Annotated in this window: 1 protein-coding gene; it reads left to right on the plus strand. The window is 34.9% G+C overall.

Going from position 1 to position 1,391, the window contains the following annotated elements; genetic code table 11:
• Window positions 1-140: 140 nt before the first annotated feature.
• On the plus strand, window positions 141-1,358 hold the full coding sequence (locus tag AXA65_RS17060) for an IS4 family transposase (protein WP_063971268.1): 1,218 nt from the start codon (window positions 141-143) through the stop codon (window positions 1,356-1,358).
• Window positions 1,359-1,391 lie beyond the last annotated feature (33 nt).

The following is a 1,391-nucleotide window of genomic DNA, read 5'->3' on the forward strand; positions in this document are numbered from 1 at the left end:
TAGTCATGGTCGGAAGATTTTTTCTTCCGATTTTTTTTGTTTTTTTTAGAAAAAAACAGTGTTAATCAGTTGATTTCCAATACATTAATTTGTTTATTTGTATTGGTTTTTGTATCTTTATAACTGGTAATCAAATAGTTATGTCTGTTTTTAAAGATCACAAAATCTCACTCAAGCAAGTCCTGGAATTTATCCCCGAAGCGCTTTTAAGTCATCTTTCCGCAAGTACAAAAGTGGATTACTACAGCAAGGTGCTTCACGGAAAGAAAATGTTTTATCTGCTCCTGTTCTGTATTTTCGATAATGAAAAATTAAGCCAGAGAACTTTGGAAGACACCTTTAATAGTAGCGGTTTCAAGGCTTTATTTGGCTTAGGTGAAGACGAAAAAGTGCGAAGAAGTTCGATCTCTGAAAGGCTTTCCAAAATCGATTCTAATTATTTTAAAGAAATCTACGAGCAGATGTACGCAAGATTTTCGGAACTTTATTCCAACACCGAAATCGAAAAATACAATTTGATAAGGGTTGACAGCACCATTGTTGCCGATACCTGCTCGAAACTCAAAGAAGGTATCGACCAGAAAAGTGGGAAGAAACTGGTAAAATTCAGTTTTTCTTTTGATGGCATTTTACCTTCCGGAGTGGAAGTTTTTACGGATCAAAAATATTCGTCAGAGGAAAATGCGCTTCCAGAAGCCATTCTTAAACAAGTGAAAAAAGAGGAGCATCATGGCAATATTTATGTGATAGACAGAGGTCTGCAATCTACAAGGGTGATGAAAGATTTTGATGAAAAGTCAGTGAAATTCATCATCCGAAGTAAAGAAAACCGAAAGTTTGAAGAAGCAGAATCTTTCCTTGATGAAAAAAAATCTCAAAAATGGAATGATTGGAAAGTGGTAAAAGACAAAAAAGTAAAGCTTTACACCGGAAAGCCCATCCAAAACAAGCGTGGAAATCTGCATTATAGGGAAGAAAAAGTAGAAACTTATTTTCGTTTGGTGGTCATCAAAAACGAAAAAACAAATAAAGAGTTTTGGTTTTTGACCAATGAATTTGATCTCTCTGCAAAGGAAATTTCAGATTATTATAGAAAAAGATGGGATATCGAAGTGTTTTTCAGGTTTCTTAAGCAGGAACTCAATCTAAGCCATCTTGTTTCTGTCAATCAAAACGGCATTGAGGTAATGGTTTACATGACGATGATTGCATCAATGTTACTTTTGATCTATAAAAAAGCAAACGAATTGAGTTATAAAACTTCCAAAAGACGCATCGCAATGGAGCTTCGAGACATGATTACAGCTATTCTGATTGTTTTCGCAGGCGGAGATCCTGCTAAAGTCTTTAAAACATAAAAAATGGTCGGAATTTTCTTCCGACCATGACTA

The sequence above is a fragment of the Chryseobacterium sp. FP211-J200 genome, assembly GCF_001643375.1.
Lineage (GTDB): Bacteria > Bacteroidota > Bacteroidia > Flavobacteriales > Weeksellaceae > Epilithonimonas > Epilithonimonas ginsengisoli.

Coding starts and splice junctions, on each gene's coding strand:
- AXA65_RS17060 (WP_063971268.1), top strand. CDS start 141: ATGTCTGTTTTTAAAGATCACAAAATCTCACTCAAGCAAGTCCTGGAA.